The organism is Citricoccus sp. SGAir0253, from assembly GCF_005877055.1.
GTDB lineage: Bacteria > Actinomycetota > Actinomycetes > Actinomycetales > Micrococcaceae > Citricoccus.
The window spans coordinates 1,870,929-1,896,706 of the sequence record NZ_CP039424.1 but is presented as its reverse complement, the minus strand read 5'-3'; the positions used below and the strand labels follow the sequence as shown (position 1 = coordinate 1,896,706).

The 25,778-nt window shown below is 73.8% G+C and carries 19 protein-coding genes; 13 read left to right on the top strand and 6 right to left on the bottom strand.

The features are described 5' to 3' along the window. The first annotated feature begins 275 nt into the window (after positions 1–275). The 3 genes from E7744_RS08405 to E7744_RS08395 all read left to right on the top strand — a co-directional run bounded on the left by E7744_RS08405 (position 276) and on the right by E7744_RS08395 (position 4,830). Positions 276–3,050, top strand: coding sequence for an S-layer homology domain-containing protein (locus E7744_RS08405; RefSeq protein WP_137773728.1), 2,775 nt, complete (start codon positions 276–278; stop codon positions 3,048–3,050). Positions 3,051–3,134: 84 nt separating this feature from the next. Then, positions 3,135–4,025, top strand: a complete 891-nt coding sequence (locus tag E7744_RS08400; protein ID WP_137773727.1) for a thioesterase family protein — start codon at positions 3,135–3,137, stop codon at positions 4,023–4,025. Next, positions 4,018–4,830: a lipoate--protein ligase family protein gene (locus E7744_RS08395; RefSeq protein ID WP_137773726.1), complete on the top strand. Its 813-nt coding sequence runs from the start codon at positions 4,018–4,020 to the stop codon at positions 4,828–4,830. The genes E7744_RS08400 and E7744_RS08395 overlap by 8 nt, the downstream gene beginning before the upstream one ends. 6 nt (positions 4,831–4,836) lie before the next feature. On the opposite strand, the gene E7744_RS08390 is transcribed toward E7744_RS08395, so the two are convergent. The 4 genes from E7744_RS08390 to E7744_RS08375 form a co-directional block, all read right to left on the bottom strand. Then, on the bottom strand, positions 4,837–5,472 hold the full coding sequence (locus tag E7744_RS08390; protein ID WP_137773725.1) for a uridine kinase: 636 nt from the start codon (positions 5,470–5,472) through the stop codon (positions 4,837–4,839). 42 nt (positions 5,473–5,514) lie between these two features. Continuing rightward, entirely contained in the window at positions 5,515–6,162 is a 648-nt protein-coding gene (locus tag E7744_RS08385; RefSeq protein WP_137773724.1) for an MBL fold metallo-hydrolase, read from the bottom strand. Then, positions 6,162–7,253, bottom strand: a complete 1,092-nt coding sequence (locus E7744_RS08380; RefSeq protein ID WP_137773723.1) for an S-(hydroxymethyl)mycothiol dehydrogenase — start codon at positions 7,251–7,253, stop codon at positions 6,162–6,164. Before E7744_RS08380 ends, E7744_RS08385 begins: the two co-directional genes overlap by 1 nt. A 184-nt stretch (positions 7,254–7,437) precedes the next feature. Then, on the bottom strand, positions 7,438–7,824 hold the full coding sequence (locus E7744_RS08375) for an ester cyclase (RefSeq protein ID WP_246858365.1): 387 nt from the start codon (positions 7,822–7,824) through the stop codon (positions 7,438–7,440). Positions 7,825–8,025: 201 nt separating this feature from the next. Between E7744_RS08375 and E7744_RS08370 the strand changes: the two genes are divergently transcribed. From E7744_RS08370 to E7744_RS08360, 3 genes are all read left to right on the top strand, one after another. Beyond that, entirely contained in the window at positions 8,026–9,909 is a 1,884-nt protein-coding gene (locus tag E7744_RS08370) for a glycoside hydrolase family 15 protein (protein ID WP_137773721.1), read from the top strand. Between the two features lie 60 nt (positions 9,910–9,969). After that, complete coding sequence (locus E7744_RS08365; RefSeq protein ID WP_137773720.1) at positions 9,970–10,839, top strand: SOS response-associated peptidase; 870 nt, start codon at positions 9,970–9,972, stop codon at positions 10,837–10,839. A gap of 145 nt (positions 10,840–10,984) precedes the next feature. Continuing rightward, a complete protein-coding gene (locus E7744_RS08360; protein ID WP_137773719.1) occupies positions 10,985–12,196 on the top strand; it encodes a metallophosphoesterase family protein in 1,212 nt (403 codons plus the stop codon). Here the strand turns inward: E7744_RS08360 and E7744_RS08355 are convergent. Next, complete coding sequence (locus tag E7744_RS08355; RefSeq protein WP_246858363.1) at positions 12,181–13,170, bottom strand: helix-turn-helix domain-containing protein; 990 nt, start codon at positions 13,168–13,170, stop codon at positions 12,181–12,183. The two genes, E7744_RS08360 and E7744_RS08355, sit on opposite strands and share 16 nt — an antisense overlap. A 335-nt stretch (positions 13,171–13,505) precedes the next feature. Here E7744_RS08355 and E7744_RS08350 point away from each other — a divergent pair, with 335 nt between their 5' ends. The 6 genes from E7744_RS08350 (at position 13,506) to E7744_RS08325 (ending at position 22,801) form a co-directional block, all read left to right on the top strand. Next, positions 13,506–14,855, top strand: a complete 1,350-nt coding sequence (locus tag E7744_RS08350; protein ID WP_246858362.1) for a benzoate/H(+) symporter BenE family transporter — start codon at positions 13,506–13,508, stop codon at positions 14,853–14,855. A gap of 501 nt (positions 14,856–15,356) precedes the next feature. Then, entirely contained in the window at positions 15,357–16,763 is a 1,407-nt protein-coding gene (gene benA / locus E7744_RS08345) for a benzoate 1,2-dioxygenase large subunit (RefSeq protein WP_137773718.1), read from the top strand. Between the two features lie 34 nt (positions 16,764–16,797). Next, a complete protein-coding gene (benB, locus tag E7744_RS08340) occupies positions 16,798–17,334 on the top strand; it encodes a benzoate 1,2-dioxygenase small subunit (protein WP_137773717.1) in 537 nt (178 codons plus the stop codon). Between the two features lie 174 nt (positions 17,335–17,508). Next, entirely contained in the window at positions 17,509–19,083 is a 1,575-nt protein-coding gene (benC, locus tag E7744_RS08335) for a benzoate 1,2-dioxygenase electron transfer component BenC (RefSeq protein ID WP_137773716.1), read from the top strand. Next, complete coding sequence (locus E7744_RS08330; protein ID WP_137773715.1) at positions 19,083–19,910, top strand: 1,6-dihydroxycyclohexa-2,4-diene-1-carboxylate dehydrogenase; 828 nt, start codon at positions 19,083–19,085, stop codon at positions 19,908–19,910. Before benC ends, E7744_RS08330 begins: the two co-directional genes overlap by 1 nt. A gap of 59 nt (positions 19,911–19,969) precedes the next feature. Then, on the top strand, positions 19,970–22,801 hold the full coding sequence (locus E7744_RS08325; RefSeq protein WP_137773714.1) for a LuxR family transcriptional regulator: 2,832 nt from the start codon (positions 19,970–19,972) through the stop codon (positions 22,799–22,801). 141 nt (positions 22,802–22,942) lie between these two features. Here E7744_RS08325 and E7744_RS08320 read toward each other — a convergent pair whose 3' ends face one another. Next, positions 22,943–24,364, bottom strand: coding sequence for an aromatic acid/H+ symport family MFS transporter (locus tag E7744_RS08320; RefSeq protein ID WP_137773713.1), 1,422 nt, complete (start codon positions 24,362–24,364; stop codon positions 22,943–22,945). 266 nt (positions 24,365–24,630) lie between these two features. On the opposite strand from E7744_RS08320, the gene E7744_RS08315 reads away from it, so the two are divergent. Next, positions 24,631–25,329 carry a maleylpyruvate isomerase family mycothiol-dependent enzyme gene (locus tag E7744_RS08315; protein WP_137773712.1) on the top strand — a complete coding sequence of 233 codons (699 nt, stop codon included), beginning with the start codon at positions 24,631–24,633 and terminating at the stop codon, positions 25,327–25,329. Positions 25,330–25,778 lie beyond the last annotated feature (449 nt).

The window sequence follows — 25,778 nt, the reverse complement described above, 5'->3', positions numbered from 1 at the left end:
GCCGGGCACGGGGGATCCGTGCCCGCACCGTGATGCTGCCTTTACCTCAAGGCCCCGGCATCCGGCCAGAACGTCCCTCGTCATGGGCCACTTGGGACCCGATGGAGGCCTACGTCACAGGTCTCGAGACGCACACGAACGACACGCGTAGCTCACGTGAACAGTGGTGAAAATGTGACTGGAGTAACCCAAATGCAACCAATGATTGCTATCCTGAGTGGGTCGCGGCGCCCGAGAGGCGCCCACCACCGCGCGTCTCTCTGAGGGAAACCGTCATGCCTTTGGCCCTTCGCCCTGCCCTGCGTACCTGCGCCGCCACCGCCCTGGCGGCCACGCTGGCAGCGACCACCGTCCTCCCCGCCACGGCAGCCCCCGGACTGCCCCAGGCACCTGCGGCACCGGCCGTCGAGGCAACCCCCTCGACGACAGCCCCCGGCCGGCAGGCCGCCCCGGTCGTCGGCAAGGCGGAGCAGTCCATCCCCGTGGACGGCATCAGTGCCGACGCGCTCCCGGAGGAGGTCCCCGCGGAGCTGCCGGAGGAGGCCATCACCGGCCGGGCCGGCGCCCCGGTCCCCTCGCCGTCGTCCTCGGCCGAGGCGGAGCCCGTGGAGCAGGAACTGGCCGAGACCGCCCTGCCGGAGGACGACGTGGACGAGCTCGCCGCGCTGAGCGAGCCGACCGCCACCAAGGACTTCCTCATCGCTGGCCTGACGTGGGACATCGACGGCACCGACCCCGTATCCGAGGCCTCCATCCGCGTCCGCGAGGGCGGGGAGTGGACGGACTGGTCCTCCCTGGAGGTCCACGACGGCGACGAGCGCCCCGGCGCCGCCCGCACCGGCACCGAGCCGCTCGTCACGAACGGCGCCGACGGCATCCAGGTGCGCGTGCTGACCGCCTCCGGCAAGACGCCTGCCGGCCTCGAGGTCGCCCTCATCGACCCGGGCACCTCCGAGACCGACGGCGAGCTCGCGCCGGCCTCGCCCGCCGGTGCTGCCGCGCCGCTGGACGCCCCAGCCGGCCGGGCCGCGGCAGGCTCCGGCGCCCCGCAGGCCGCCTCCTCGGTGCCCGAGGCCGCACCGGCATCGGGGCCGTCCCCGGCCACGGGCGCGGAGGCCTCCTTCGCCCCCGCCCTGGCCGGGCAGCAGGGGCTGCTCACCGGGACGGCCGCCGCGGAGCCGGTCGCGTACAACACCGACTCCACCGCGGACGCGCTCAAGCCGGCGATCGTCACGCGTGCCCAGTGGGGCGCCGACGAGTCCATCGTCCGGGACTTCGGCACCCCGTCCACGGACCTCAAGGCGCTGTACATCCACCACACGGCAGGCTCGAACAGCTATACCCCCTCCGGTGCCTACGCCCAGATCCGCGGCATCTTCACCTACCACGCCAAGACCCTGGGCTGGGGGGACATCGGCTACCAGTTCCTCGTGGACAAGTACGGCACCATCTACCAGGGCCGCCGCGGCTCGATCGACGCCCCGGTCATGGGGGCCCAGGCCGGGGGGTTCAACACGGACACCATCGGCGTCTCAGCCATGGGCAACTACCAGGAGGCCGCCGCACCGGCGGCCATGGTGGACGCGATCGAACGCGTCCTGGCCTGGCAGGCCTACCGCTACGGCGTGGACCCCACCGGGACGACCCGCCTCACCCAGAGCGGCAAGGGCACGGCACGGTGGACCTCGGGCACGACGGTCACGGTCCCCACCATCCTGGGGCACAAGGTCACGAACTTCACCTCCTGCCCGGGCCAGTACCTGGACGCCAAGATCCCGTCCATCCGCTCGAGCGTGGACCAGCGGGTCAACGCCGCCCTCACGCGCTATGGCCAGGCCACCCCGCTCACCGCGCCCACCCTGCCGTGGAACCGCTACGTCCTGAGCACGCCAGGGCTGAAGGCCACCGCCCGCTGGAACGCGGTCCCCGGGGCCACCGGCTACCAGATCATGTACCGGGCCGTGCCGCACGACGGCGGCGCCGTGGGCAACCAGCCGTGGATCGCGGGCAAGACGGTCTCCACCACCAGCACCACGCTGACGAACGAGCCGGGGGAGACCGCCCAGTACGCCGTGCGCGCGGTCGCCAACGGAGCCGTGGGGCCACAGGCCTATCTCGGCCAGCACACCGGACCCATCGCCTGGGACGACGACGACCTGTACACCGCCCGGATGACCTCCATCTCCGCGCCCAGCGGCATCGAGGGCCGCGCCGTGCGCACGCAGGGCAAGGACTCCGTGATCCGCGTGGAGGACACCGAGCAGGTCCGGCGGGTCTCCTTCGCCACCTACGTCCCCTCCGGCGGCTACGCCCACCTCGACGTGTACCAGGACGACTACCGGTACGTCGGCACCATCAAGATCCTGCAGTCGGGATCCGCCCACTGCGCCCTGTCCCTGCCGGGCGGATCGAACGTCCGCCTCGTGTCGCGCTCGAGCACGCCGGTGACGATCACCCGGCTGCTGCTCAACCGCCAGGGGCAGACCTCGTACCTGGACACGGCGGACCGCTGCGTCCGCGGCTTCGCGGACAACCCCCCGGGCAGCTCGTTCTACGACGCCGTGGACTGGATGCAGACCGCGGGCGTGTCCCAGGGCTACGCGGCCACGAACACGTACGGCAAGACCCGGCGCATCAGCCGCGGCGAGTCCGTGGCCTTCGTGTACCGGTACATGGACCCCGCCTACACCCCCACCTCCACCCGGCCGTTCTCCGACGTCCGCCAGGGGGACACCTTCTACGAGCCCATCAGCTGGGCCAGGGACCGCGGGATCGCCAAGGGCTACGGGAACGGCACCTTCGGCGTCGGCGAGGACGTCACCCGCGCCGAGTTCGCCTCCTTCCTGTACCGGGCCGCCCGTCCGGGCTACACCGTGCCGCGCACGCGGTCCTTCCCGGACGTGCCGACCTGGAGCGCCCACCACGCGGCCATCTCGTGGATGGAGAGCGAGGGTCTCGCGGGCGGCTACGACGATGGCACCTTCCGTCCGGACCGCGACATCACGCGCGCCGAGGTGGCGGCCATCCTGTACCGCTACGACCGGCGATGACGTCGCGCCCCCGGCGCTGACGAGGACGGCCAGGGGCCCGGTGGAGACGACCACCGGGCCCTTGGCCTCTGGCATCATGGCTGCATGACCTCCCGTCCCGCGTCCCCCGTCCGCGCGTCCACCGGTCCGTCCGCGCAGCCGCGGGAGCCCGACGTCGGCGCCGCCAACTTCCGGCGCACGGCGCCTCCCCGGGTGGAGGACGGGACCCGCGTGTCCGCCTTCGACTCGGTGATCCACGCGCAGGGCGCGTGGCGCGACGACGAGCTGCACATGGCCCCCGTCTCCGGGCTGGTGACCGCCGAGCTGCTCGCCCACGCCCCCCGCGAGGACCTGCGGCTGGCGCGGATCTCCTTCGACATCCTCGGCACCCTGCACTACGGGCCGCTGACGGTCACCACGCGCACCATCCGCCCCGGCCGCACGATCGAGCTCGTGGAGGCCACGCTCGAGGCACAGGGCCGGGCCGCCCTCGTGGCCCGCGCCTGGCGCCTCGTGACCTCGGACACCGCGGACCGGGCCCTGGCCAACGACGCCGCCCTGGCACCGTTCGAGGAGTGCGAGCACTACGCCGAGATGGGGGAGCGCTGGCCCGGGGGCTTCATCCGCGCCCTGGACATCCACGTGGCCCCGGACCACGCCCCCGGCCACGGGCGGTGCTGGACCAGCTCGGAGGTGGAGATGATCGCCGGCGAGCCCACCACGGACGTCGCCCGGCTGATGGGCATGGTGGACGTCGCCAACGGCGTGGCCCCCGTGCTGCCCACCGGCCCCGGGGGCTACGGCTACGCCAACGTGGACCTGCAGGTCCACCTGTACCGGGAGCCGGTCGGTACCCGGCTGGGCCTGGCCACCACCTCCCACGTGGGCCCGGACGGCGTCGGCCTGACCTCGGCCGTCCTGCACGACGCGCTCGGACCGTTCGGCCGCTCCGAGCAGGTCCAGACGGTGCGGAGGATGCCCGGGAACGATGACTGAGCGCCGTCCCCCGCACGGGGAACCCCTGCACTGGGTGCACCAGGACGCCTCCCTGGGCGCCGCCGAGGACCTGGACCACGGGCTCACCCTGCTCCGCGGGGTGCAGTCCGGCGCCGCGCCGGCCCCGCTCGTCCGGCTCTACCGGCCCGCCCCCACCGTCGCGTTCGGCCAGCGCGACGCGCGGCTGCCGGGCTTCGAGCGCGCCCGGCAGGCCTGCCGGGCGCACGGCTTCGCCCCCGTGGTGCGGCGTGCGGGGGGCCGGGCGGCGGCCTACCACCCGGGCAGTCTCGTGGTCGACCACCTCGAGCGCGACGCCGAGGCGATGCGCGGGTTCCGCGAGCGGTTCGCGGCCTTCGGCGGGCTGTTCGTGGAGGTGTTCCGCGCCGCCGGCGTCCCGGCCGCCGTCGGCGAGGTGCCGGGGGAGTACTGCCCCGGCGAGTTCAGCGTGCACACCCCCCTGCCGGCCGCGGCCGACGGCACGGCGCGCACGCCGGTCAAGCTGGCCGGCACGGCCCAGCGGGTGGTCAAGGGGGCGTGGCTGTTCTCGTCCTCGCTCGTCGTCGAGGACCCCGGGCCGGTGCGGGCGGTGCTCGTGGACGTCTACGAGGCCCTCGGGCTGGACTGGGACCCGGACACCGCCGGCGCCGCGAGCGACGCGGTCCCCGGACTCACCGTCGAGGACGTGGCCGCGGGCCTGCGGCGCACCTATGCGCGGCACGCGAGTGCGGCGGGCGGCATCGTGGACCGGGACTGGGCGCAGCTGCTCGGCGCGGTCCCGGCAGCGAGCGCCCCCGCCGCGGGGTGATCCCGGTCAGGCCCCGGCCGGCCGCCCCCCGGACAGCCGCCGGTGCAGCTCGGGCTTGGGCACGGGGGTGAAGCCCGAGGCCAGGTAGTGCTCGCGCAGGGTCCGCTCGGTGCGCAGCAGGGACCAGCCGCGCTGGAGGAGGAAGGGCACCGGCTTGCGCCGCTCCGCGAGGTCGCGCGCGAGCCGGCGGGCCGCCGTCGGGAGGCGGTGCTGGTCGATGTACCAAGCCCGGTAGTCGACGCCGAGCCGGGCCAGGGCGCGGGGCAGCTCGGCCGCGAAGATGCCCTCGGCGACGATCGGGCCCCCGGACAGCTCGAGGGTCGCGAAGCCCGTGATGGACGAGGTGGTGATGGAGTACTCCGGCACGCGCGTCCGGCCGGTCTCCAGCAGCTCCACCACGGCGTCCACGGCACCCTGGAGGTTCCAGGTGTCCGCGTGGTCCCAGTCGACCTCGCCGTACGCGGTCCGGGGGAAGAGCGGGCCCGGGCCGCCCGCGGCGGCGTCCTCGGCGGCCTCCCGGTAGAAGGCGTCGAGCTGCAGGTGCGGCCGGCCGTAGGAGCGGGCCAGGTAGGACTTGCCCGAGCCGGAGGCCCCGCCGAGCAGGACGAGGTCCCCGGTGAGGGGATGGGGGGTGGAGGTCACCGTCGGTACCCTAGCCGACGGTGACCTCCACCGACCGCGGCCTCAGTGGCCGCGGTCGATCCACTCCTGCAGGTGCGGGGCCTCGGCGCCGATGGTGGTGGAGTCGCCGTGGCCGGTGTGGACCGTGGTCTCGGCCGGCAGCGTGAGCAGCCGGGCCCTGATGGACTCGATGATCGTGCCGAAGTCCGAGTACGACCGCCCGGTGGCCCCCGGGCCGCCCTGGAACAGGGTGTCACCCGTGAACACCACGCCCGGGGCGCCGTCCTCGCCGGTCAGCCCGGGGGCGTGGAAGCACACCGAGCCGGGGGAGTGCCCGGGGGTGTGCAGCGCGGTCAGGGTGGTGCCGGCCACGGTGAAGGCGTCGCCGTCCTCGATCGTGCCGTCGGGGCCCTGGTCCGGGTAGACCGCGTCCCACAGCATCCGGTCGTCCGGGTGCAGCAGGACCGGGGCGTCCACGAGGGCGCGGAACATCCCGACGGCGCGGATGTGGTCGTCGTGGCCGTGGGTGAGCAGGATCGCCACCACCTGGCGTCCGTTCACGGCCCGCTGGACGGCCTCGGCGTCGTGCGCCGGGTCGATGACCACGCACGTCTCGTCGTCCCCGACGATCCACACGTTGTTGTCCACGTCCCAGGTGCCGCCGTCCAGGGAGAAGGTCCCGGAGGTGACGAGCCGGTTGATGCGCGCCATCAGAGCACCACCACCGAGCGGAGGACCTCGCCGGACTTCATGGTCTGGAAGGCCTCGTCCACCTGGCCCAGCCCGATGGTCTCGGTGACGAAGGCGTCGAGGTCCAGCCGGCCGAGGTGGTACTGGTCGATGAGCATCTGGAAGTCCCGGGAGGGCAGCGTGTCCCCGTACCAGGAGGACTTCAGGGACCCGCCGCGGCCGAACACGTCCAGCAGGGGCAGTTCGAGGGTCATCTCGGGGGTGGGCACCCCGACGAGGACGACCCGGCCGGCCAGGTCCCGGGCGTAGAACGCCTGCTTGTAGGTCTCCGGGCGGCCCACCGCGTCGATCACCACGTCGGCCCCGAAGCCGCCGGTGAGCTCCCGGATCGCCTCGACCGGGTCGGTGGCCCTGGAGTTCACGGTGTGGGTGGCGCCCAGGGCGCGGGCGGTCTCCAGCTTGCGGTCGTCCAGGTCCACGGCGATGATCGTGGTCGCCCCGGCCAGGGCCGCCCCGGCGATCGCGGCGGTGCCGACCCCGCCGCAGCCGATCACGGCCACGGACTCGCCGCGCTTGACCTCGCCGGTGTTGATGGCCGCGCCGATGCCGGCCATGATCCCGCAGCCCAGCAGGCCGGCGGCGGCGTTCTGGTCCTCGGTGACGCCCTCGACCTTGGTGCACTGGCCCGCGGCCACGAGGGTCTTCTCGGCGAACGCGCCGATGCCCAGGGCCGGGGACAGCTCGGTGCCGTCCTCGAGGGTCATCTTCTGGGCGGCGTTGTGGGTGTTGAAGCAGTACTGCGGCTGGCCCTTCTTGCAGGCCCGGCACTCCCCGCAGACGGCCCGCCAGTTCAGGATGACCTTGTCCCCGACGGCGACCTCGGTGACCCCGGCGCCGACGGCCGAGACCACCCCGGTGGCCTCGTGGCCGAGCAGGTAGGGGTAGTCGTCGCCGATGCCGCCCTGGACGTAGTGCAGGTCGGTGTGGCAGACCCCGCAGGTGAGGATGTCCACCACGGCCTCGCCCGGCCCCGGGTCGGGGATGACGATGGTCTGGATGCTCACGGGGGCGTCCTTCGCGGTCGCGACGACGCCCTGGACCTTCTGCGGCATGATGCTCCTTCTCGCTGTGCACGGGTGCCCGCCCGGCGCGGGACGGTGCCGGGCACGCGGCCCGGCCGCCGGCCGGTGGGGCGGGGGTTGCCCCCATCCCACCACACCCCGGGCGCGGTGTGGGTGAGGCTGACGGGGATGACTCCCGGTGACTCCGCGTCCCCGGCTCCGGCCGGCCGAGCGGTCAGGGCACGCCGCGGCGGAGCTGGGCGAGCAGCGTGAGCTCGTCCACCAGGCCGGAGGACTCGGTGATGCGTCCGCCCGCCACCCGGTACATCGCGAACTCGGCCACGTTGGCGTGCCGCCCGGTCGCTGTGATGCCCCGGAACGGGCCGCGGTGGGTGCCGCTGCCGCGCAAGTGCACCGCGAGCCGGTCGTCCTCCACCACGAGGTGGACGCGGCGCCACCGCCAGTCCGGGAACGCCCGGAAGAGCGCGTCCAGGTCGTCAAGCCACGCCCGGTCCCCGCCCGGCAGGTGTGCCCGCCGCACCTCGGGGTCCAGGAACGAGCGGATCGCCTCCAGGTCGTGGCGGTTGCAGGCCTCGAGGTACTCCGCGTGCCACTCACGCATCTGCCACGGTTCCACCCGGTCATGATGCCCCCGTCCCGGCGCCCGGCGCACCCACCGCGCGCCGCGGACCCCGCCCGGGCCGCCCCAGCCCGCCTTCGGCCGCCCGCGGGGCCCCAGGGGCTGGGCAGCGCCCTCCCGGCCGGGCCACCATGGGACCCCGGGTGTCCCCGGGGCGGCACGAGCGCGAAAGGTGCGGCCCTCATGCAGACCACCCCCGACGGCGGCCATCCTCCCCTGGACTCCTATGCCCTGCTGGCCGACCGCCGGACCGCGGCGCTGGTCTCCCGGGAGGGCAGCCTGGACTGGCTCTGCCTGCCCCGCTTCGACTCGGAGGCCGTGTTCGCGGCCCTGCTCGGCACGCACGGCAACGGACACTGGAGCCTGGCCCCCGTGGACGGCGAGGTCGTGTGGCGGCAGTACCTCCGGGACACCTTCGTGCTGGTCACCCGCTGGCGCACGCCGGGCGGCGAGGCGGTGGTCACCGAGTTCATGCCGGACACCGAGGACCGGGTGGACGTGGTGCGCCAGGTCGAGTGCGTCCGGGGCGAGGTGACCGTCCGGCACGAGCTGGTCATGCGCTTCCGCTACGGCCTGAGCAAGCCCTGGGTGCGGCGGCTCACCTCCCACGGCGAGGAGATGCTCACCGCCGTCTCCGGGCCCAACGGCCTGGTCCTGCACGGTCCGCTCCTGCACCCCGACGGTGACCGGCACGTCGGGGACTTCTCCCTCACCGCCGGCCAGCGGCTGTCCTGGTCGCTGACCTGCATGCGCTCCTGGGAGCGGCCGCTGGCCGCCGTGGACGTGCCCGCGGCCCTGGCCGCCACCGTGGGCGCGTGGCGCGGGTGGGCCGAGGGAATCCGGTCCACCGCGCACACCGAGCCGATCCGCCGCTCGCTGCTGGTGCTCCGGGCCCTGACCCACCGGGACACCGGGGGGATCGTGGCCGCCGCCACCACGTCCCTGCCGGAGGCCTTCGGCGGGGTGCGCAACTGGGACTACCGGTACGTGTGGGTGCGGGACTCGGCCATGACCATCGAGGCGATGATCGCCCACGGCGTGGCCGACCGGACCTGGCGGGACTGGCTGCTGCGGGCGATCGCGGGCGACTACGACGACCTGCAGGTGCTCTACGGGATCGGCGGCGAGCGGATCGAGGGGGAGCGCACGCTCGGGCACCTGGCCGGGTACGCGTCCTCCCGCCCGGTGCGCATCGGCAACGGCGCCACGGTGCAGTACCAGGCCGACGTCGTGGGCGAGGCGATGCTCGCCCTCGAGAGGCTCCGGGAGGCCGGCGTGGAGGAGGACTCCTTCTCCTGGAGCCTGCAGCGTACCCTGCTGCGGCGCGCCGCCGAGCGGCTCGGCGAGAAGGACCACGGCATCTGGGAGATGCGCGGGCGCCGGCGCTACTTCACCCACGGCCGGGCCATGCTGTGGGCAGCCTTCGACTGCGGCGTCCGGGCCGTGGAGCGCCACGGGTTGGAGGGGGACGCGACGCGGTGGCGGGCGATCCGCGACGGGTTGCGTGCCGAGATCGAGCACCACGGCGTGGACGGGCGCCGCGGCGTCTTCCTCCAGGCCTACGACAGCGACGAGGCCGACGCCTCCCTGCTGGCCCTGCCCCACACGGGCCTGGTGGCCGCGGACGACCCGCGCATGCTGGCCACCGTCCGGCGGATCGAGGACGAGCTCGTGGACGAGCACGGCCTGGTGCGCCGGTACCGCACCGACTCCGCCGTGGACGGCCTGGACGGCCCGGAGTCCCCGTTCCTCATCTGCGGCTTCTGGCTCGTCTCCCAGTACGCCTGCACGGGGCGCACCGCGGAGGCCGACGCCCTGTTCCACCGCCTCGTCGGGTACGGCGGCGAGCTGGGGCTGCTGGCCGAGGAGTACGACCCGGTCACGGCCCGGCTGGCCGGGAACTACCCGCAGGCCTTCAGCCACCTGGGGATGATCCTGGCCGACGCCGCGCTGCGCGAGGCGGGCGTGCGGTGCACCGCGTCGTGGCCGCCCCCGGCCGCCGTCCCCGGGCCCGCCGCCCCCGACCTCCTTCCCGGCCGGGGGCCCGGGGGCGCCCGCTCCGCCTGAGGCCCCGGCGGCGGTCGCCCGGGACTCACCGGCGGCCCGGCCGTGCGGCACACTGGTCCCATGTGCGGACGGTATGTGATGGCACGGGCCATCGGTGACCTGGTGGCCGAGTCCGGGGCGGTCGAGCCCGAGGAGGGACTCGACCTGCGCGCGAACTGGAACGTGGCGCCCACCGCGGACGTGGCCGTGGTGCTGGAACGCGCCGTGCCGGCGTCGGGAGGGCCGGGCTCCGCGGACGACGACGGCCGGGAGGCCGGGCAGCCCGGGAACGGCGAGGTGCGCCGGGAGGTCCACGTGGCCCGCTGGGGGCTCGTCCCGCCATGGGCCAAGGACCCCTCGACCGGCTCGCGCGCGTTCAACGCCCGGTCCGAGACCGTGACGGAGAAGCCCACCTTCCGCGCGGCCGTGCGCGCCCGCCGCTGCGCCGTGCCGGTCGAGGGGTACTACGAGTGGCTCAAGCCGGCCGCGGGGGAGAAGGGCCCGGACGGGAAGGCCGCGCGCAAGCGGCCGTTCTACGTGCACCCGGCGGACGGGTCCCTGATCTTCTTCGCGGGCCTGTACGAGTGGTGGAAGGACGAGTCGGTGCCGGAGGGCGAGCCCGGCCGGTGGCTGCTCAGCTGCAGCATCCTCACCGGCCCGTCCCCCGAGGCGGGCACCGGGGACGAGACCCTGGAGCGGCTGCACGCCCTGCACGACCGGCTCCCGCTGCCGATGGACGCCGGGACGATGGACGCGTGGCTGGAGCCGGTCAAGCTGCCCTCCGCCGAGGCCGCCGCCCAGCTCGTGGACCGGGTGCGGGAGCAGGCGTACCGGACCGCCTCCGGGTGGACCCTGGACGAGGTCGGCCCCGAGGTCGGCAACGTGCGCAACAACGGCCCGGAGCTCCTCGTCCCGGCGTGCGGTCCCGGCCAGCAGGACACGCTCGTCTGAGGCCCGGCTTCGGCCGCGTTCACCGGCCGGACACCCGCAGTACCCCCGGCGGCAGGACGGTGGCCCCCTGCCCGTCCCGTGGCGCTCCTACGATCGCTGGGCTCGCGTGCCGACGCGGGCGCCATCGATCCTGAGGAGCCTGTCCATGACCCCCACCACCCCCTCCGTCGGCCGCCGCGGAATCCTCGCCGGCGGCGGTGCCCTGGCCGCCGCCGGGCTGCTGTCCGCCCTGCCCTCCGCCGCGCACGCCGCCCCCGCCCGGCGCTCCGCCGCCCCCGGGGGGATGCCGCTGTCCTTCGGCCGGGACGGGAGGTTCACCGTCGTGCAGTTCAACGACACGCAGGACGGTCCGCTCACCGACCGCCGGACCATCGAGCTGATGGAGGGCGTGCTGGAGAAGGAGAAGCCCGGGTTCGTCGTCATCAACGGTGACGTCATCAACGGCTCCCCGCGCACCGACCGCGAGGTCAAGCAGGCCTACAACAACGTGGTCATGCCGATGGAGTCCCGGGGCATCCCGTGGGCCATCACCTTCGGCAACCACGACGAGGACTCGGTCGCGGACAACGGCACCTCCATGGTCGAGGCGAGGATCGTGGAGTTCCTGCGCCAGTACGAGCACAACCTCAACCCCGCGGTGGGCGAGGCCGGCGCGGACGTGCCCGGCGAGTCCAACGCCCAGCTGCTCATCCGCTCCTCGAAGGCCAACCGACCGGCCTTCGGCCTGTGGCTGCTGGACTCGGGCCGCTACGCCCCGGAGACCCTGGACGGCCAGGGCCACGACGGGCTCATGGGCTACGACTGGATCCGCCCGGAGCAGGTCGACTGGTACCGGCGGCTCTCCCTGGAGACCGAGGAGCGCCACGGCACGGTCCCGTCCCTGATGTTCTTCCACATCCCCGTGTGGGAGTTCCACCACATGTGGTACGGCCAGCAGTTCACCTCGGACGAGTCCGGCCACGCCGCCGCCGTGGAGCGCCACGGGATCACCGGCGTCAAGAACGAGGGCATCTACACCGGCCTGGTGAACTCGGGCCTGTACGCGGCCGCCCTCGAGCGCGGGGACGTCCGGGGCATGTACTGCGGCCACGACCACATCAACACGTTCATCGGCAACTACTTCGGGATCGAGCTCGGCTACGGCCCGGGCACCGGCTTCGGCACCTACGGGCTCAACGACGGCACGGCGGACACCCACACCCTGCGCGGCGCGCGGGTGTTCACCCTCGACGAGAACGCCGAGGGCGTCTACACGGGCAGCCACACCGTGTTCGCCCAGGACCTGGGCATCGACATGGACCCCGCGAAGAAGCCGCTCGCGCAGCCGGCCGCCTTCCCGGACTACGTCTCCGCCTGAGTCCCCCTCCGGGACGCGACGGGGCCCGCGTCCGCGGCGACCAGGCCGGCCAGCCGGTGCAGGGCGGCCTGGGAGTCGCTGCCGGGCTCCGTCGTGTAGACGAACAGGGTCTGGTCCTCCACCCCCGTCACGTCCAGGGCCTCGTAGCGCACGTCCACCCGGCCCACCACCGGGTGGACGAGGCGCTTGGTCCCGTCCCGGCGCTCGGCCACCCGGTGGTCCGCCCACCACGCCCGGAACTCGGCGCTGCCCGCGCTGAGCTCGTCCACCAGGCGCTCCAGCAGCGGATCGCCCGGGTGCCGGCCGGCGTCGAGCCGCAGCGTGCCCACCATGGAGGAGGCCACCGCCTCCCAGTCCACGTACCGCCGCCGGGCCTCGGGGTCCAGGAAGGCCCATCGGACGAGCGCGCGCTCGCGGGCGGGGCGCGCGGGCAGGTCCGCCAGCAGGCTCGCGGCGAGGCGGTTCATGGCCAGCACCTCGGTGCGCCGGCCGCGGACGAAGGCCGGGTGCTCCGTGAACGAGTCGAGCAGCAGGTGCAGGGAGGGCCGGACGCGTTGGACCGGCTCCGGCGCCGAGCCCCGAGCGGACACGGGCACGGCCCGGGCCAGGTCGAACAGGTGCCGGGTGGCGAGGTCGTCGAGCTCGAGCGCCTCGGCGAGCGCCGAGAGCACCGCGTCCGAGGGCCGGCGGTGCCGCCCCTGCTCGAGCCGCGTGTAGTAGTCCGTGCTGACCTGCGCGAGGGCGGCGACCTCCTCGCGGCGCAGCCCCGGGACCCGACGCCGGCCGCCACCGTGCCGGGGCGGGTCCACCAGGGCCCGGCGCGCCCGGAGGAACCCTCCCAGCTCCGCGCCCGCCTCCCGGGCCGGGCCCGTCCCCGGGCCCGCGCCCCTTGCCGCCGCGGTGCCGGCCTCCCGCGCCTCGCCCCTCGCGTCCCGCATCGCCGCCCGTTCCGCCGTTCCCGGTGCCGTGCTCATCGTCCTGCCGCCTTCCGTCGTGGACCTGCTGTCCCCACCCTCCGTGCCGATCCCGCCGCCCGCGCCGCCCGCGCCGCCCGCGCCGCCCGCGCCGCCCGCGCCGCCCGCGCCGCCCGCGCCGCCCGCGCCGCCCGCGCCGCCCGCGCCGCCGGCGGAGCCTGGGCATGCCATACCCAGGTTGCGCTGGGCACGCCTGGCGGCGGGGCCGGGGTCCCGGCGCATGATGGACTGGCGTGGCCCGCGTCGCCCGGTGACGCGCTTGGAGCCCGGTCCCGCCGGGGCGATGGGCACGAGAAGCACGAGAAGCACGAGAAGCAGGACGGGGAGGAGCGGGGATGACCGCCACTGAGGACCGACCGGCGCCCGCGGCACCGCGCCGCGAGCCGCTGTTCGAGCGTCCCGGAACGCGGCCGGCGGGGCTGCGCCGCGCGTGGCGCGACCTCGGCCCCGAGTACGCCGCCAACGGCCTGGTCGGGCTGGTGTTCTCCGCCTCCGGGCCGATCGCCGTGACGCTCGCGGTCGGGACGGCCGGGGGGCTGGCCCAGGCCGAGCTCGCCTCGTGGGTATTCGGGATCTTCCTGTCCGCGGGACTGGCCACGCTCCTCATGTCCCTCGTCTACCGCCAGCCGCTGGGCTTCGCGTGGTCGATCCCGGGCACGGTGCTGCTCGGTCCGTCCCTGCAGCACCTGTCCTTCGCCGAGGTGGTCGGCGCGTTCTTCGGCTGCGGCGTGCTCGTGCTGGCCCTGGGCATGACCGGGCTGGTCCGCCGCGTCATGTCCGCGATCCCCATGCCGATCATCATGGCCATGGTGGCGGCGGTCTTCCTGCGCTTCGGCACGGACATCGTGGACGCGAGCCGGGACGACCCCGCGGTGGCCGTGCCCATGGTCATCGCCTACCTCGTGCTGTCCGCGGTGCCGGCCCTCGGGCGGGTCCTGCCGCCGGTGCTGGGCACGCTCGTGGTGGGCGTCGTCGCGGTGGTCGTCAGCGGGCGGTTCGCCCTGCGGGGCGAGGGTCCCGTGCTGGCCGCCCCGGTGTTCACCGTCCCGGAGTTCACCTGGGCCGCGCAGCTCGAGCTCGTGGTGCCGCTGGCCATCACGGTGCTCTTCGTGCAGAACGGCCAGGGCATCGCGGTGCTGCGGGCCGCGGGCCACCGCCCGCCGATCACCGCGTTCGCAATGGCCTCGGGCGTCTTCTCGCTCGTCAACGCCGCCGTGGGGGCCGTGTCCGCGTGCGTCACCGGTCCCACGAACGCGCTGCTGACCGCCTCGGGGCAGCGTCACCGGCAGTACACCGCGGCCCTCGTCTACGCGGTGCTGTCCCTGGCCTGCGCCCTGTTCGCCCCCGCACTGGTCCGGTTCATGCTGGCCACCCCCGAGGCGTTCGTGCTCGCCCTGGGCGGGATCGCGATGCTGCGGGCCCTGCTGCAGGCGTTCGTCACCGCCTTCTCCACGACCTTCACCCTCGGCGCCCTCGTGACCTTCGTGGTGACGATCTCCGGCCTGGACCTGTTCACCCTGCACTCGGCCTTCTGGGGCATCGTGATCGGCTACGCCGTGTCCCGGCTGCTGGAGCGCCGCGACCACGACGGCCTGCGGGTCGCGTCGGCCACGGAGGTCGCCGGGGCGCAGGGGGGCCGCGCGTCGGGCTCCGGGCCGGCGGCCGGCGACGGACCCGGCCGATGACCGGACGTGCACGGCGGGCCGCGGGGCGGTGGCGTCTCGGGGCGCGGGGCACGCCGGGTGCCGATCGGTCATGGCGCCTCCGTCCGTCGTGGGTGTCCGCCGCCCGGGGGGCCGGGGGAGCTCGACCGCGCACCGGTGGGGCCGGCGTCGGGCCGGGGGCGGGATCCCGGTCCCGTACGGGACACGACCCGGGGGACCCCCGGGGTGGCCCCGGATGCCCGGCGGGGGCGGGGGACCGAGTGATCCCGGCGTCCGTGACGCGGGCCACACGGCGCGGTCCCGCGGGCCAGCATAGGCCCGATGACGTGGTGATTTCCAAGAGGGCCCCCCGCGGGACTCTATAGGAAAGGCATATGAATCAGACCCTTGGTCAGGCCTAGGGGTTCCCCTGATGTGAGCGCAGTCACCGTTGTGCAGACTGGCAGGCGTACTTTCCGCCACCGTGCCGGAACACGGGCCCGCCGGCCCGGCGCGCGGTGTCACTGCCAGAAGGAGAACGCCATGACCGAGAACCTGTCCCACGTCCGGGAAGTCCTCACCGACGCCGTGGTCGACGACCGTGAGAAGGGCATCATCCGGGCCAAGCGGGAGATCTTCACCGACGAGGAGATCTTCGAGCTCGAGATGAAGCACATCTTCGAGGGCAACTGGGTCTACCTGGCGCACGAGTCGCAGATCCCCAACGTCGGGGACTACTTCACCACCTACATCGGCCGCACCCCGGTGGTCATCACCCGGGACAAGGAGGAGAAGCTCAACTGCATCGTCAACGCCTGCTCCCACCGCGGCGCGATGCTGTGCCGGCGCAAGACCGACAACCGCACCACCTTCACCTGCCCGTTCCACGGCTGGACGTTCAAGAACTCCGGTGAGCTGCTCAAGGTCAAGGACGGCCGCAACGGCGGCTACCCCGAGGGCTTCAACACCAACGGCTCCCACGACCTGACCAAGGTCGCCCGCTTCGACTCCTACCGCGGCTTCCTCTTCGGCTCGCTCAACGCGGACGTGCTGCCGCTCGAGGAGCACCTGGGCGACGCCACCAAGGTGATCGACTCGATCGTGGACCAGTCGCCCGAGGGCCTCGAGGTCCTGCGCGGGTCCTCCACCTACACGTACGACGGCAACTGGAAGGTCCAGGCCGAGAACGGCGCGGACGGCTACCACGTGACCTCGGTGCACTGGAACTACGCCGCCACCACCGCCCGCCGCACCGCCGGCGACTCCGCCAACACCACCAAGGCCATGGACGCCGGCAAGTGGGGCAAGGTCAAGGGCGGGTTCTACTCCTACCCGCACGGCCACCTGCTGCTGTGGCAGGAGTGGACCAACCCCGAGGACCGTCCGCTGTGGGACCGCCGTGACGAGCTGGTGGAGAAGTACGGGGAGGAGATGGCGAACTTCATGATCAACATCTCGCGCAACCTGTGCCTCTACCCGAACGTCTACATCATGGACCAGTTCTCCTCGCAGATCCGTCACTTCCGCCCGATCTCCGCGGACCAGACCGAGGTGACCATCTACTGCATCGCCCCCAAGGGCGAGTCGGCCGAGAACCGCGCCAAGCGCATCCGCCAGTACGAGGACTTCTTCAACGCCACCGGCATGGCCACCCCGGACGACCTGGAGGAGTTCCGCTCCTGCAACAAGACCTACTGGGCCAAGACCGCCCAGTGGAACGACATGTCCCGCGGCTCCACCCACCAGGTCGAGGGCCCGGACGAGCAGGCCGCCGCCCTGGGCATGAACGACGTCATCGCCTCCGGTGTGCGCACCGAGGACGAGGGCCTCTACCCGATCCAGCACATGTACTGGCACGGGGTCATGGAGCAGGCCGTGGCCGCCGAGGAGGCCGCCGCGGACGGGTCCGGGACCGCCGAGCCCCGCACCGCCGAGCCGGCCCTGGCCTGACCGAGACCACCACGAACTGCGAGGAGCTGCTCCCATGACCACCACTGCCACCGCGGTGCCCACCGTCAAGACCACCGAGGACCTCGTCACGCTCGAGACCGTCCGCGCCTTCCTGTACAAGGAGGCCCGCCTGCTCGACGACCGGAAGTTCGACGAGTGGCTCGAGTGCTACCACCCCGACTCCGAGTTCTGGATGCCGGCGTGGGACGACAACGACGAGCTGACCGAGGACCCGCAGTCCGAGATCTCCCTGATCTACTACGACAACCGGGGCGGCATCGAGGACCGCGTCTTCCGCATCAAGACCGACCGCTCCTCCGCCACCTCCCTGCCGGACCCGCGCACCGGGCACAACATCACGGACGTGGAGCTGCTGGAGCGCGACGGCGACCAGGTCAAGGTCCGGTTCAACTGGTTCACCCTGTACTACCGGTACCAGTCCACGGACACCTACTTCGGCACCAGCTTCTACACGATCGACCTCTCGGGCGCCGAGCCGGTCATCCGCAGCAAGAAGGTCGTGCTGAAGAACGACTACATCCACCACGTGGTGGACATCTACATGATCTGAGGTCCTCCGGGACCGCCCGGCGCGCGCCGGGCACGGACGATCCGCGGCGGGCGGGCCCCTATCGGCCCGCCCGCCGGGCCCGCCCGGACCACCCCTGGCGGCCGCCGGAGCGCGGCCGGCCACCACCACCGATTCAGCGGGCCGCGAGGACGCGGCCCGGACCAAGGAGGACCCATGGGACACAAGGTAGCCCTGAGCTTCGAGGACGGCGTGACGAAGGTCGTCAAGGTCGGCGACTTCGAGACCATCATGGACGCCGCCTACAAGGCGCGCATCAACATCCCGGCCGACTGCCGCGACGGCGCGTGCGGCACGTGCAAGTCGTTCTGCGACTCCGGCACGTTCGACCCGGGCGACTTCATCGACGACGCCCTGACCGAGGAGGAGCTGGAGAAGGGCTACCTGCTCACCTGCCAGGCCGTCCCGGAGTCGGACATGACCATCCAGGTGCCGGCCACCGCCGAGTCCGCCAAGACCTCGGCCGCCGCGTTCACCTCCACGCTGACCCAGCTGGACAAGCACTCCGAGTCCACGATCTCCTTCACCCTGACCCCGGAGAACCGCGAGGACCTCGCCTTCCTGCCGGGCCAGTACGTCAACATCAAGGTGCCGGGCACGGACGCGGAGCGCTCCTACTCCTTCAGCACCGGCCCGGACGTGGAGGAGACCTCCTTCATGGTGCGCATCTCCCCGCAGGGCGCCATGTCCGAGTACCTGCGCGACCGCGCGCAGGTGGGGGACACCGTGGAGTTCACCGGCCCCTACGGCTCCTTCTTCCTGCGCGAGCCCAAGCGCCCGCTGCTGCTGCTGGCCGGCGGCACCGGCCTGGCCCCGCTGCTGTCCATCCTCGAGAAGCTGTGCGAGGGCCCCACCGAGTACCCCGTGCACCTGGTCTACGGCGTCACCCGCGAGGCGGACATCGTGGGCCTGGACTGGCTGCGCGCCTACGAGGACCGCCTGCCGAACTTCACGTGGGACTACATCGCCTCCGAGCCGGGCACCTCCGCCCCGCACACCGGCTACGTCACCCAGGTCATCGAGCCGACCCACGTCAACGAGGGCGACGTGGACATCTACCTGTGCGGCCCGCCGCCGATGGTCAACGCCGTCTCGAAGTGGCTGGACTCCGAGGGCATCGAGCCGGCCAACCTCTACTTCGAGCGCTTCGCCCCGAAGGAGACCACCGGCGGCGACGCCGAGACCGGCGCCCCCGCCTCGCCCGAGAAGGTCGCGGCCGAGGGGGACACGATCACCGCCGCCGAGGCGATCTCCTCCCTGGAGACGGGCCGGCTGGACTTCCGCAAGGAGGACAGCTTCGCCCACCTCGACGCCCGCATGGGCCTGGAGCTGGCCATCACCGAGCTGATGATGGGCCGGCTCAGCGACGAGCAGCTCGCCCAGTTCCGGCGCCTGGCGGAGGCCACGGTCGCGTTCGTCGAGGGCGACCGGGTCGGCGACCCCGAGGAGTACGTGCGCACCAACGAGGAGTTCCACGAGTACCTCTTCACCATCTCCGGCAACCCCACCCTGCTCGAGTCCTACCGCCGCCTGGACATCCACGCCCAGATGGCCGCGACCTTCGAGAAGGGCACGGAGATCTTCTCCCGCGTGGCCCAGGACCACCTGGACGTCGTCACCGCCTTCGAGCAGGGCGACCGCGAGAGGGCGCGCGCGATCATCATGGACCACGCCCGCGACGCCAAGGGCACCATGAGCACCGCGATCGACGCCAAGGAGGGGGTCGCCTGATGGTGGCACCGTATGCCGGGGACGTCATCGCGCCGGGCCGCTTCGCCGGCCAGGTCGCGGTGGTGACCGGCTCGGCCCAGGGGATCGGCCGGAAGGTGGCCGAGCGCATCGCGGCCGAGGGCGGCGCCGTCGTGCTCGTGGACCGCGCCGAGCTCGTCCTGGAGGTGGCCGAGGAGATCGACCGCGAGGCCGGCCGGTCCGGTTCCGGGGGCTCGGCCACCGCCGTGACCGCGGACCTGGAGACGTTCGCCGGTGCCGTCGAGGCCGTCGAGGCGGCCCTGGCCGCCCACGGGCGGGTCGACGTGCTGGTCAACAACGTCGGCGGGACCATCTGGGCCCGGCCCTACGAGGAGTACGACGAGGACAAGATCGAGCGGGAGATCCGCCGTTCGCTGTTCCCCACGCTGTGGTCCTGCCGCGCCGTGCTGCCCGCCATGCTGGAGCAGGGCTCCGGGGTGATCGTCAACGTCTCCTCGGTGGCCACCCGCGGCATGAACCGGGTGCCCTACGCCGCGGCCAAGGGCGGGGTCAACGCCCTGACCCAGTCGCTGGCCATGGAGGTGGCCGGGCGCGGCATCCGCGTGGTGGCCACCGCCCCCGGCGGCACCGAGGCGCCGCCGCGGAAGGTCAAGCGGGGCCCGGAGGCGGAGTCGGAGACCGAGCGCGCCTGGTACCAGGCGATCGTGGACCAGACCGTGGACTCCTCGTTCGTCAAGCGCTACGGCACCCTGGACGAGCAGGCCGCGCCCATCGTGTTCCTGGCCTCGCGCGAGGCCTCCTACCTCACGGGGAGCGTCCTGCCGGTGGCGGGCGGCGACCTGGGCTGACCGCCGTGGTCGTCGCCGGGCCGCGCTGGTGGCCCACGCACTCGGATAGGCTCTCGGCCATGTCCTCCGGTGCCCTCGACGGCGACCCGGCCCACGAGCAGCCGCTCGTGGGCCGGGACGCCGTCTTCGCGCACCTCGAGGAGACGCTGCGCGAGGTGCGCCGCGGCCACGTGCGCACGGTCGTGCTGACGGGTCCCGCCGGCTCCGGCAAGACCGCGGTGCTCGAGGTGTTCCTGCAGCACTGCCGCCAGCTGCTGCGCGGCGTGCGCGTGCTCAGCGCCGTGGGCGACCCCTGGGAGCGGCAGCTGGCGCTGGCCGGCTACTCCCAGCTCATGCAGACGGCGCCGATCCGCTCGGCCAAGGCCTACGACGCCGGCGCCGTCCCCTCCTCCGCGCCCGTGCCGGAGCTGACCCCCGCCCAGGCGGCCGCGCACGCGGCCACCTTCATGACGCACCTGGAGGCCCTCCAGGCCAAGGCGACCGTCGTCGTCGCGATCGACGACGTCCACCACCTCGACGAGGAGACCCTGCGGATCCTCGTCTTCGTGCTGCGCCGGCTGCGCGGCAAGCGCGTGCTGTTCGTCCTGACGCTGGACTCCGCCGGCGCGCAGGGCCTGCCCGCCGGGCTGCTCGGCGCGCTCAACGGCCACCGGGCCGGCCGGCTGCAGCTGGACCCGCTGACCGCGGGCGAGGTCCAGGACCTCGCCCGGCGCGACTTCGGGCTGGACCTGGGCACGACGGCGGCCCAGCGGCTCGTCGCGCACACCCGCGGCTGGCCCCAGCCGATCGTGGAGCTGCTGGGCGAGCTGCCCCCCGAGACGTGGCAGAGCTGGTTCCCGTCGCTGCCGGCGAGCTCGCGGATGGTCGCCCAGGTCTCGGGCCTGCTGGCCGCCGGTTCGCCGGAGCTGACGGCCGTCGTCGAGGCCGTGGCCGTGCTGGGCGACCAGGCCGGACCGGAGGAGACCGGCCGGGTCAGCGGGGTGGGCTCCGTCATGCAGGCGCTCGACGAGGCGCACCGCGCGGGCCTCGTGCGGCTGCGCAGCGACGAGGCCCGGTCGGTGGTGGACTTCGTGGAGCCCGGCGCCGCCGAGGCCGTGTACGACCTGGTGCCGCCGAGCCGCCGGCTCGCCCTGCACCGCCGGGCCGCCGAGGTGGTCGCGGACGAGGGCCAGCGGCTGGCGCACCGGGTGGCGGCGACGCTCGGCGCGGACGAGGACCTCGCCCGGGAACTGGAGGAGTTCGCCCGGCGCCAGGCCCGGCGCGGGGCCTGGCACGACGTGTCCAACGCCCTGTTCGCCGCCGCGCGGCTCTCGCCCGACGGCACCGACCGCGGGGACCGCGTGCTGCGCGCCGTGGACGCGCTCGTCGGCTCGGGCAGCATCGCCGAGGCGCAGGTGTGGACCGCGGCCGTCGAGTCGATGCCCGCCTCGCCGCTGCGCTCCTCCGTGCTCGGCTACCTCTCCACCGCCTCCGGCCAGAACCACAGCGCCCGGACCCAGCTCACCCAGGCCTGGGAGGCCAGCGATCCCGCCACGGACCCCGAGGCCGCGGCGCAGGTGGCCCAGCGGCTCGTGCTGCACGGACTGGCGTCCTGGGACGGTCCGGCCATGACCCGGTGGGCGGAGACGGCCATGTCCCTCACCCCGGCGGGTGCGCCGGCGCACGTCGAGTCGGCCGCGATCTACGGGCTCGGCCTCTACGCCCAGGGCCGCCTGCACGAGGCCGAGGCGGCCTACGAGGAGGCGCTCGGGCTCGCGGGGGAGACGGCCCAGAAGCAGCGGCTGCAGATGGGCGCGGCCTGGCTCGCGCTGCGCGCCGACGACGTGGAGCACGCCCTCGTCAACTTCGAGGCCGCCACCCCCACCGAGCCGCGCGGGGGGTCCCTGCGGATCTCGCTGTGGGCCGAGGCGTGGCTGGCCCGGACCCAGCTGATCCTCGGTGACTGGGACGCGGCCGCGATCACGGTCTCCCGGGCCTCGTCCCGGCTGGAGGCCTCGCGCATGCCCCTCGTGGGGCCGCTGCTGTACTGGACCGCCGCCGAGCTGTGGTCCATGCGCGGGGACTGGGCGCGGGCCCGGCAGTACGTCTCGCGCGCCGCCGTGCACCCGGGCTCCTACGCGGCCATGCAGGTCCCCTCGCACCTGGCGCGGGCCCGCTTCCACGAGGCCCGGGCCGACTACGAGAGCGCGCTCGAGGCCCTCGAGCCGCTCACCGAGATCGACCCCTGGACCCCCGAGCGCGTCTCGTTCTGGCCGTGGCAGGACACCTACGTCAACGCGCTCGTCATGACGAACCGGCTCGACCGGGCCGCCGCGTTCCTGCGGGACCTCGAGGCCGTGCCGCGCGAACGGGCGATCCCCACCGACGAGGCCCGGCTGGCGTGGGCCCGCGGCCGGCTGGTGGCCGCCCAGGGCGACCCGGACTCGGCCCGCGAGCACTTCGAGCGGGCGCTGCTGCACCTGCGCGGGCTGCACCGGCCCTACCTGCGCGCCCGCATCAGCTTCGCCTTCGGGCAGAGCATGCGCCGGGCGGGCAAGCGGCGCCTGGCCTCCTCCGTGCTGCAGGTCGCCCGGGACCTGTACGACGCCCTCGGCGCGACGACCTACGTGGACCGCTGCGACCGCGAGCTCAAGGCGACCGGCATGGACACCTCCGGCGTGGAGGACCCCGCCGATCCGGTGCTGGCCGTCGTCGGCCGGGCCGAGAGCGAGCTGACCGCCCAGGAACTGGCCGTGGCCGAGCTCGTGGCGGCCGGGGCCACCAACAAGGAGGCCGCCCGGTCCCTGTTCCTGGCCGAGAAGACGGTGCAGTACCACCTGACGCGGATCTACCGGAAGCTCGGGATCCGCTCCCGCAGCGAGCTCGCCGCCCGCTACCGCCGCGGGGAGTGAGCTCCCCGGGACCGCGTTGCCGGCCCGCGCGCCGTCGGGGGCGGCCCCGGACATGCCACGGGCGGGCCGGCGTCGTCGACGCCGGCCCGCCCGGTGGTGGGGGGACCCCGGTCCCGCGCGGTGCGGGACCGGGGAAGGGCCTCAGGCCCGCGTGCCCGCGGTGTCCACGGTGGGTGCGCCCTGGCCGGTGCCCGGGCCGGCGAGGTCACCGGAGGAGCCGGCGGCGAGCTCCTCGGCCCGCTCCTCGGCCGCCTCGAGCCGGCGCTGGCGGGGCACCAGGATGGTGACGAGGGCGCCGAAGAGGGCGACCCCGCCGAAGATGTAGAAGGCGGTGCCGCCGGTGATGCCGGCCGCGGCGAGCCAGCCGCCCACGAGCGGGCCGAGGACGCCGCCGATCCGGCCGAAGCCGGCGACCCAGGACACCCCGGCCGCGCGGGCGTTGGTGGTGTAGTAGTTCGAGCTGAAGCCGTAGATCAACACCTGGGTGCCCAGGGTGCCCACGCCGGCGATCGCGATGTAGAGGAACAGGACCGGGGCGGGGAACTGGAAGGTCATCAGCACGAGGGTGATCGCGGCCAGCACGAAGGTGGTGGCGACGAGCCGCTGCGCGCCGAGGCGGTCGGCGGCCATCGAGGCGACGATCCCCCCGAGGACGGCTCCGCCGTTGAGGATCAGCAGGAAGGACAGGGAGTAGCTCTTGTCGAAGCCGTAGCCCTCCATGATGCGCGGCAGCCAGGTGTTCAGGCCGTAGGTCAGCAGCAGCCCGGAGAAGGACATGAAGCCGAGCAGGACCGTGGGCAGGAAGAAGGTGCGGGAGAAGGCCGCGGCGAAGCCGCGGCGGGCGGGGGCGGCGCCGGCCTGCTGGACGACGACCTCCTCGACGAGCGGGACGCCGGTGCGCTCGCTGACCCGGCGGGCGTCCTCGACGCGGCCGCGCGAGTGCAGCCAGCGCGGGGACTCCGGCAGCTTGAACCAGGCCAGGGGCAGCAGGAACAGGATCGGGGTGGCCCCGATGAGGAACAGCCCGCGCCAGCCGAGCGGCTCGAGCAGGCCCATGCCGAGCAGGGCGGCGATGACGCCGCCGGCCGGGATGCCCGAGTAGACGACGGCGTTGTAGAAGTTGCGGCGCCCGGCCGGGGCGAACTCGGCGATCGTCGCGCCGGCCGTGGCCAGCAGCACGCCGAGCCCCAGGCCGGTCAGGAAGCGCAACAGGCCGAACATCATCACGGAGGTGCTCAGCGCGGTGAGGAACATGCCGATCGAGAACCAGGCGATGCCGCCCAGGACCAGGCGGCGGCGGCCGAAGTGGTCGCCCAGGAAGCCGCAGGTCAGCGAGCCGACGAGGACCCCGAGCAGGGCGTAGGAGCCCAGGGCGCCAGCGGTGGCCGGGTCCACGGCGCCGATGTGGCCGGGGTCGTCCATGAGGGTGGAGAGCACGGTGCCGTACACGGTCAGGTCGTAGCCGTCGAACAGCAGCGCGAGGCAGACGATGGCGGCGACCCAGTTGGCGGTGCGTCGCTCCTTGGCGGGGTCCGGGGAGACGGAGTGATGAGCCTGTGGCATTCCCGGGGTTCCTCTCTGGTCGGGGTCACGGCCGGGTGGCCGGATCGGTGGCGGGACGGCAGTCGTCCCGGGACTGTCGACTACGGTTCCAGAGATGTGAGCGGCGTCATATGAGGGTTTTCCCCGGTGATCCGCCGGGGGGTGGGGGGTGCCGGCCCGGGGTCGGAATCGTTGAGATCCCCACGCTCTCGATGGTGACGGAATGCGTCTGGACGGTCCGGTGGGGGTCGTGGCCCGTGACCGGTCCCACGGATAGGGTGGCGTGCATGATCAACCCTGCGCGACTGCATTCCGACCTGTCCCGCCTCGGCCGGGAGACCGCCATGCTCGAGGCCACCGTCGCCTCCCTGTCGGAGGAGGAGCTCCGGGCCCCGTCGCTGTGCGAGGGGTGGAGCCGGGCCCACGTCGTGGCGCACCTGGCCTCCAACGGCCGGGCCCTCGTGCGGCTCATCGACTGGGCCACGACCGGCGAGGAGCAGCAGCCGTACCCCTCCCGGGAGGCCCGGGACGCGGAGATCGACGAGCTGGCCGCCCTGCCGCGCGAGGAGCTCGTGGCGCGGCTGCGCGAGGCCGGCGAGTACTTCGCGGCCCAGTCCGAGCGGCTGAGCGGGGACCTGGCGGTCGAGTCGGTGGACCTGCACGGCAAGGAGATCCCGGTGACCTCCATCGTCGCCCTGCGGATCGCCGAGGTCGTGGTGCACCACCACGACCTGGACACCGCCTGGACCATCGAGGAGGCGGACCCGGACTCGCTGCTCAACGCGGTCGAGGCGGCCGTGCGGACCATGCGGGCCAAGGGAGCCCCGGGGATGACGCTCGTGACCGAGGAGCGCGACGAGTGGGTCGTCGGGGACGGCGCCCTGCGCGTGGAGTCGGACCGGGAGGGCCTACTGGCCTGGCTGGCCCGCGGCGAGGCCGAGAACGTGGAGGCCGACGGTCCGCTGCCCGCCCTGCCGTCCTGGTGACGCCGGCCGTCCCGGGGGCTCCGTCCTCCCGGTGACGACCCCGGCCCGGGGGCGCTGACCCCCGGGCCGATCCGAGGCCGCGGCCCCCACGGGGCCGCGGCCTCGTGCGTGGGGCGGCGCCGGCCTCCCGCGTCCCCTGGTCCCCCCCCTGCCCCGCGGCCCGCCCTGCGGCCCGCCCCGCCGCCGAGGGGGCCGTGACCTGCGCTCTTATCGTGTCAGGCGCGGTCCGTAGCCTCCCCCTTGGTACTAGAACATGAGTTCTAATACCATGGTGGAGTACGGCCCGCCTTCCCCCAGGCCGTCTACCTCCTACCGCCAGTCCGGCCGTCCCGGCCCCGGACCGACCGTTCCTTCCCAGACGGCCGGTCCCGGAGCCCCGGGGCACCCGGACGCACCGCCGGCCCACGCCGGTGGTGACCCCACGGCACGAGAAGGCACGACGAGAACAG

Coding starts and splice junctions, on each gene's coding strand:
- benC (WP_137773716.1), top strand. CDS start 17,509: ATGGGACACAAGGTAGCCCTGAGCTTCGAGGACGGCGTGACGAAGGTC.
- benB (WP_137773717.1), top strand. CDS start 16,798: ATGACCACCACTGCCACCGCGGTGCCCACCGTCAAGACCACCGAGGAC.
- E7744_RS08360 (WP_137773719.1), top strand. CDS start 10,985: ATGACCCCCACCACCCCCTCCGTCGGCCGCCGCGGAATCCTCGCCGGC.
- E7744_RS08400 (WP_137773727.1), top strand. CDS start 3,135: ATGACCTCCCGTCCCGCGTCCCCCGTCCGCGCGTCCACCGGTCCGTCC.
- E7744_RS08355 (WP_246858363.1), bottom strand. CDS start 13,170: ATGAGCACGGCACCGGGAACGGCGGAACGGGCGGCGATGCGGGACGCG.
- E7744_RS08385 (WP_137773724.1), bottom strand. CDS start 6,162: ATGGCGCGCATCAACCGGCTCGTCACCTCCGGGACCTTCTCCCTGGAC.
- E7744_RS08375 (WP_246858365.1), bottom strand. CDS start 7,824: ATGCGTGAGTGGCACGCGGAGTACCTCGAGGCCTGCAACCGCCACGAC.
- E7744_RS08350 (WP_246858362.1), top strand. CDS start 13,506: ATGACCGCCACTGAGGACCGACCGGCGCCCGCGGCACCGCGCCGCGAG.
- E7744_RS08405 (WP_137773728.1), top strand. CDS start 276: ATGCCTTTGGCCCTTCGCCCTGCCCTGCGTACCTGCGCCGCCACCGCC.
- E7744_RS08330 (WP_137773715.1), top strand. CDS start 19,083: ATGGTGGCACCGTATGCCGGGGACGTCATCGCGCCGGGCCGCTTCGCC.
- E7744_RS08380 (WP_137773723.1), bottom strand. CDS start 7,253: ATGCCGCAGAAGGTCCAGGGCGTCGTCGCGACCGCGAAGGACGCCCCC.
- E7744_RS08320 (WP_137773713.1), bottom strand. CDS start 24,364: ATGCCACAGGCTCATCACTCCGTCTCCCCGGACCCCGCCAAGGAGCGA.
- E7744_RS08365 (WP_137773720.1), top strand. CDS start 9,970: ATGTGCGGACGGTATGTGATGGCACGGGCCATCGGTGACCTGGTGGCC.
- benA (WP_137773718.1), top strand. CDS start 15,357: ATGACCGAGAACCTGTCCCACGTCCGGGAAGTCCTCACCGACGCCGTG.
- E7744_RS08395 (WP_137773726.1), top strand. CDS start 4,018: ATGACTGAGCGCCGTCCCCCGCACGGGGAACCCCTGCACTGGGTGCAC.
- E7744_RS08325 (WP_137773714.1), top strand. CDS start 19,970: ATGTCCTCCGGTGCCCTCGACGGCGACCCGGCCCACGAGCAGCCGCTC.
- E7744_RS08370 (WP_137773721.1), top strand. CDS start 8,026: ATGCAGACCACCCCCGACGGCGGCCATCCTCCCCTGGACTCCTATGCC.
- E7744_RS08315 (WP_137773712.1), top strand. CDS start 24,631: ATGATCAACCCTGCGCGACTGCATTCCGACCTGTCCCGCCTCGGCCGG.